Source organism: Curtobacterium sp. A7_M15 (assembly GCF_030705415.1).
GTDB lineage: Bacteria > Actinomycetota > Actinomycetes > Actinomycetales > Microbacteriaceae > Curtobacterium.
On sequence record NZ_JAUZED010000166.1, the window covers coordinates 1 to 5,501 of the forward strand.

The 5,501-nt window shown below is 70.4% G+C and carries 3 protein-coding genes and 1 pseudogene; 2 read left to right on the plus strand and 2 right to left on the minus strand.

Annotated elements, in window-relative coordinates:
• Positions 1-57 precede the first annotated feature (57 nt).
• Together Q7F20_RS17680 and Q7F20_RS17685 are read right to left on the minus strand one after the other, a co-directional pair.
• Complete coding sequence (locus tag Q7F20_RS17680) at positions 58-909, minus strand: thioredoxin domain-containing protein (protein ID WP_305741375.1); 852 nt, start codon at positions 907-909, stop codon at positions 58-60.
• A 100-nt stretch (positions 910-1,009) separates the two neighbouring features.
• Positions 1,010-1,612: a vitamin K epoxide reductase family protein gene (locus Q7F20_RS17685; RefSeq protein WP_305741376.1), complete on the minus strand. Its 603-nt coding sequence runs from the start codon at positions 1,610-1,612 to the stop codon at positions 1,010-1,012.
• 267 nt (positions 1,613-1,879) lie between these two features.
• On the opposite strand from Q7F20_RS17685, the gene Q7F20_RS17690 reads away from it, so the two are divergent.
• Positions 1,880-4,726 carry an Rne/Rng family ribonuclease gene (locus tag Q7F20_RS17690; protein WP_305741377.1) on the plus strand — a complete coding sequence of 949 codons (2,847 nt, stop codon included), beginning with the start codon at positions 1,880-1,882 and terminating at the stop codon, positions 4,724-4,726.
• Between the two features lie 2 nt (positions 4,727-4,728).
• Positions 4,729-5,501: pseudogene (locus Q7F20_RS17695) on the plus strand (hypothetical protein); the annotation flags it as partial.

The following is a 5,501-nucleotide window of genomic DNA, read 5'->3' on the forward strand; positions in this document are numbered from 1 at the left end:
CCGCTCCCTCCTCGGGAGCGGGGCCGTTCGTCGTGCGAACGGGGGTCGGGCTGAGGCCTACGCCTTGCCGCCGTTCTGCTCCACGAACGCGGCGAAGGCGTCCGTGTCGGTGAGCGAACCGTTGTACTGCTTGCCGTTCACGATCACGGTGGGCGTACCGGTGAGCTTGTCGAGCGACGAGTTCGGGAGCGGGTCGTTCAGCACCCGGTTCGTCGCGTCGGCCACCCACCCGGCGAACTTCTGGTCGGTGATGCAGGACGCCACGTTCTCGTTCGTCGCGCCAGCGGCCTTCGCGAGCGATGCGAGCTTGTCGTTCGTGAGACCGCGCGTGCTCTCGGACGGCTGGTTCTCGTAGAGCGACGTGTTGTACGCGAGGAACGCGTCCGGGTCGTAGTTCGCGACGCAGGCTGCCGCGGCGGCCGATCGGGTCGAGTACTTCGAGCCGAGCGACACGCGGTCGAGCAGGTTGAACGGGTGCAGCTCGAGCGTCGCCGAGCCGTCCTTGACCCACTGCTGGATCTGGGACATCTGGCTCGTCTCGAACTGGTTGCAGTACGGGCACATGTAGTCCGAGTAGACCGTGATGTTCGCGACCGAGTCGCCCTGCTTCGTCGGCGTCGGCTTCCCGCCCTCCGGCGTGGCCTTCGTGGTCACGGGGACGATCTGACCGTTCGAACCCTTCAGCAGGACTCCGTCGCTCGCCATGTTCCGCGGCCCGGGGCCCGCTGGCTGCACGGAGTTCGCGATCACCACGACGACGATCGCGGCGACCGCGAGCGCACCGACGATGATGCCGCTGATCCCCAGGGTCTTGTTGCGGCGTCGACGCGCCTGCTCCTTCGCCCGGGCGAGGCGTGCACGCTCACGCGCCGCCTCCCGCCGGGCCTTCTTGCTCTCGTTCTCGCTCATCACGATCGAGCGTAGGTCGTGCCCGTGGGCCGATCGGCCGATCTGGCTGGGAAGGACCCAGGAATTCGATGACGCGTCATCGGTGACGCTCAGCCGACGATCAGAAGGAGGAAAGGATCGTCGGGAACTTGATCAGGATCGTGACGACGATGACGAGGTAGTTCGCGAGCGGGAACGCCCAGCAGAAGGGCAGCAGGGTGCGACCGAGTCGCTGCGCCCCAGCGCCGAAGCGCCCCTGCGCCGCGTTCCAGATCGTGAACACCCAGAACATCGGGATCGTCATGGACCAGACGAGCATGCACCACGGGCAGAGCGCGCCGATGAACCAGACGGTCTGGGTGAAGAGCCACGTGACGAACACCCACGCCAGGAACACGCCCGCGTTGAACGCGATCCAGAACCAGCGCGAGCCGTTCCGGAACCCGGCCAGCAGCATGACCGCGACGGCGATCGGCGCGACGAAGCCCATCACGCCGAGCAGCGGGTTCGGGAACCCGAACAGGTGCCCCTGCCAACTCGCCATCACGTCCGAGCAGCTGATGAACGGGTTGACGTCGCACGACAGCACCTTCTTGGGGTCGGCGTACTTCGCGAACTCGTCCAGGACGAGCGAGAAGGACCCGAACAGGCCCACCACGCCGGTGACCAGGAGGAAGACGCCCATGGCGATCGGACGGCGGACGGCAGGTGCTGGCGTGCTCACGGCGTCATCATCGCATGCTCGATCCGGTCCTTTCCCGGTGCGGCATGCGATAATCCCAGGAGGTCGTGCGGCCATCCGCGCGACGACGAAAGCTTTCCGGGCCCTGCCCGGACGATCAGGTGCGGTGAGAGCGTGCCGTGACCGGGACGCGCGAGACGCGACGGTCACAAGACAGCGAACGCGGGGGCGTGGTCGCCACCCGCTACAACTACAGAGTTCCCGCCGTCCGGACAGGATGCGAGCGGGGTCAAGGAGTGCACCAGGTCCATGGTGGAGCAGAACAACGACAACACGAACAACGAAGAAGTCGCACCGAAGCGTCGAGGCCGCCTGTTCGGCGGTCGGCGCGCCCGGTCGGCCGGCCAGGAGGCACGTGGCGACGCCGCGCCGACGGGTTCCGTCGAGCAGGTGACCGGGTCCCAGGCGGATCCCGCCACCGGCGCCGCGGAGCCGCTCGCAGCGACGGAACCGGCGCCGCAGATCGGGGGAGCGTCGGAAGCCGCCCCCGAGGTCGAGGCGCCCACCGTCTCGGTGGCCGTCGAGGCGACCGCCGGTGGTGACGAGCCGCACGACGTGAGCACCCTCACGGGCGACCTGCCGGTGATCGCATCCGGTGACGACACCGAGACCGCAGCTGCGCCGGTCGCGACGGTCGAGGCGGACGCGAGCAGCGCCTCCAGTGCGGCGGAGCCCGTCGACGAGCCGTTCGTGCCCAGGGCGACGAGCACGCTCAGCCTGATCTTCCACGCCCCGGTCCTGCCGGAGCTGCCGGACCGCGCGCCCCGTCACGACGAGGACGACGACGAGCAGGGCGGCGGACGCCGTCGCTCGCGTCGTCGCGGCACCAGCGCCGACCGCGAGGGCCGTGAGCCGCGTGAACCGCGCGACCACCTCGAGCCCCGCCGACGCGAGGTCGAGTACATCACCGAGCCGCAGAAGGTGAAGGGCTCGACGCGGCTCGAGGCGAAGAAGCAGCGCCGCCGCGACGGGCGCGACGCGGGCCGTCGTCGCCAGGTCGTCACCGAGGACGAGTTCCTCGCCCGCCGCGAGAGCGTCGACCGGCAGATGATCGTCCGGTCGAGCGCCTCGAAGATCGAGATCGGCGTGCTCGAGGACGGCATCCTCGCCGAGCACTACGTGACGAAGTCGCACAACGTGTCGCTCATCGGCAACGTGTACCTCGGCAAGGTGCAGAACGTCCTGCCCTCGATGGAGGCGGCGTTCGTCGACATCGGTCGCGGCCGCAACGCCGTGCTGTACGCGGGCGAGGTCGACTGGAGCTCGGTCGACACCGGCAACCACGGGCGTCGGATCGAAGCCGCGCTCAAGCCGGGCGACAAGGTGCTCGTGCAGGTCACGAAGGACCCGGTCGGGCACAAGGGTGCCCGCCTGACCTCGCAGGTCTCGCTGCCCGGCCGCTACCTCGTGTACGTGCCGAACGGCTCGATGAACGGGATCTCGCGCAAGCTCCCCGACACCGAGCGCGCGCGCCTGAAGAAGATCCTGAAGGAGGTCCTCCCGGAGCATGCGGGCGTCATCGTCCGCACCGCCGCCGAGGGCGCCACCGAGGAACAGCTCACCCGCGACGTGCAGCGCCTCACCAGCCAGTGGGAGGCCATCCAGAAGAAGGTCGCGGGCGGCCAGGCGCCGGTGATGCTCCACTCGGAGCCCGACCTGCTCGTGAAGATCGTCCGCGACGTCTTCAACGAGGACTTCACCAAGCTCATCATCGACGGCTCCGCGGCGCGCGAGACGATCGACGAGTACCTCACCGCGGTCGCACCCGACCTCAAGGACCGCGTCGAGCTCTACGACGGGCCGGACTCCTTCGAGGAGTACCGCCTCAACGAGCAGATCGAGAAGGCGCTCGACCGCAAGGTCTGGCTGCCCTCCGGTGGTTCGCTCGTGATCGACCGCACCGAGGCCATGACGGTCGTCGACGTCAACACGGGGAAGTTCGTCGGTTCCGGCGGCAACCTCGAGGAGACCGTCACGAAGAACAACCTCGAGGCGGCCGAGGAGATCGTCCGCCAGCTCCGCCTGCGCGACATCGGCGGCATCATCGTCGTCGACTTCATCGACATGGTCCTCGAGTCGAACCGCGACCTCGTGCTGCGACGACTCGTCGAGTGCCTCAGCCGTGACCGGACGAAGCACCAGGTCGCCGAGGTCACCTCGCTCGGCCTCGTGCAGATGACGCGCAAGAAGATCGGCGTGGGGCTCCGCGAGTCCCTCGACGAGGTCAACGCCAAGGTGAACGACAACAACGCCGACCCGGGGCCCGCGAAGAGCCGCCGCAAGAGCCGCGGCGGGTCCGGAAACGGCGGGAACGGGTCGAACGGCAGCGGCAACGGTGGGAGCAACGGTGGGTCCGGCAACGGCTCGTCGCAGGCGCACCAGATCACGGACGACGTGAAGAGTGCCCTGTCCCGCATCGCCGCGTCGACGATCCCGCACGAGGAGCACGACGGGGCTGCGACGCCGGCGTCGGGCGTGTCTGCCGCGTCGGCGGGTTCTGCGCCGTCGGTGGCATCGGCTCCGGAACCCACCGACGCGGGGTCCGGTCCGGACGCCGGCGCCTCGCAGCCCGAGCACGGCGAGCAGCCGTCGGGTTCGAAGCGTCGCCGTCGCCGGGGTGGCCGGGGTGCGGGTGCACCGGAAGCGGCTGACTCTGCTGCTGCCGCTCCTGCTGCCGCAGCCGCTCCGGCTGCTGAGCCCGCTGCTGCTGGTGCTGCTGCGCCGTCGGCTGGTGCTGCTGCTGGTGGTGCTGCGCCGTCGGCTGGTGCTGCGTCGACCACTGCTGCGCCGGTCGTCGAGGATGTGCCCGCCAAGGCGCCGACCCGTCGTCGAGTGAGCTCGAGCGCCCCGGTGACCCCTGCCGAGACCTCGGTCGCGATCCTCGACATCCCGATCGCCGCGACGAAGCGCGAGCCACGCCAGGTCAGCGGGGACGCCGAGTCCCTGCTCGACTCGGTCCTGCAGGCGCTCCCGGAGCCGAAGCAGCCGGGGCAGGGCCGTTCGCGGTCCCGGCGCGTCTCGTCCCCGAGCATCAGCGCGCCGGCGACGACCGAGGGTGACGACACCGACGACGGCACCGTGATCCTGGGGAACTGACGATGTCGACCCCCGGCGACCCGCAGCGGTCGCAGCACGATCGTGGGTACTACGGCGCGGGCTGGTCGCAGCCCGCGCCGCCCGCCGGTGGTGTGCCCTACGGTGCGCCGCAGGGTCCCTACCGTGGGCAGCAGTACGGCGCGCCGGCCCCGAGGCCCCCGCGGACCCCGGCGGATCCGCGTCGCGCCTACGCCCCCGGGGCATCGGTCACGAACACGGCCGGTGCGCTCATCGCAGTCGTGTCGATCGTGCTCGTCGAGTTCGTGTCGGGTCTGGTCGGGCTGCTCGGTGCCTCGTTCGTGGTGCACCCGTTCGCGACCTACGGATCGGGCAGCAGCCTGGTCGGCGGGTTCGTCTCCGGGGTGTTCGCCACGCCGTTCCCGTTCTACGCCGGGGCCTTCCTCGCGCTGGCGTTCCTCACGCCCGTCGACCGGCGGAGTCCGCTGCCGACGGTGCTCCTCCGAGCCGTGCTCGCCGGTGCCGCCGGCACGATCGCCCTGGCGCTCGTCGGGGTCGTCACGGGCACCTTCGGTGCCGTCCGGTCCGGCGGCGCCCAGATCCTCATCGACGTCGTCACCCGCCCGCTGCAGTCCGGTGTGCCGTTCACGCTGATGCTCATCGCGACGTGCACCGCGGCGTGGCTGTGGCTCGGGCGGCCTCGTGGCGGTCGTCGTGCCGTCGGAGCGCCCGGGACGCCCGGGACGGTGCGGCCGGCCGATGCGGTGCCGCCGGCGACGGTGCAGCCGGGGCAGCCCGGGCAGCCGGGACCGCAGGG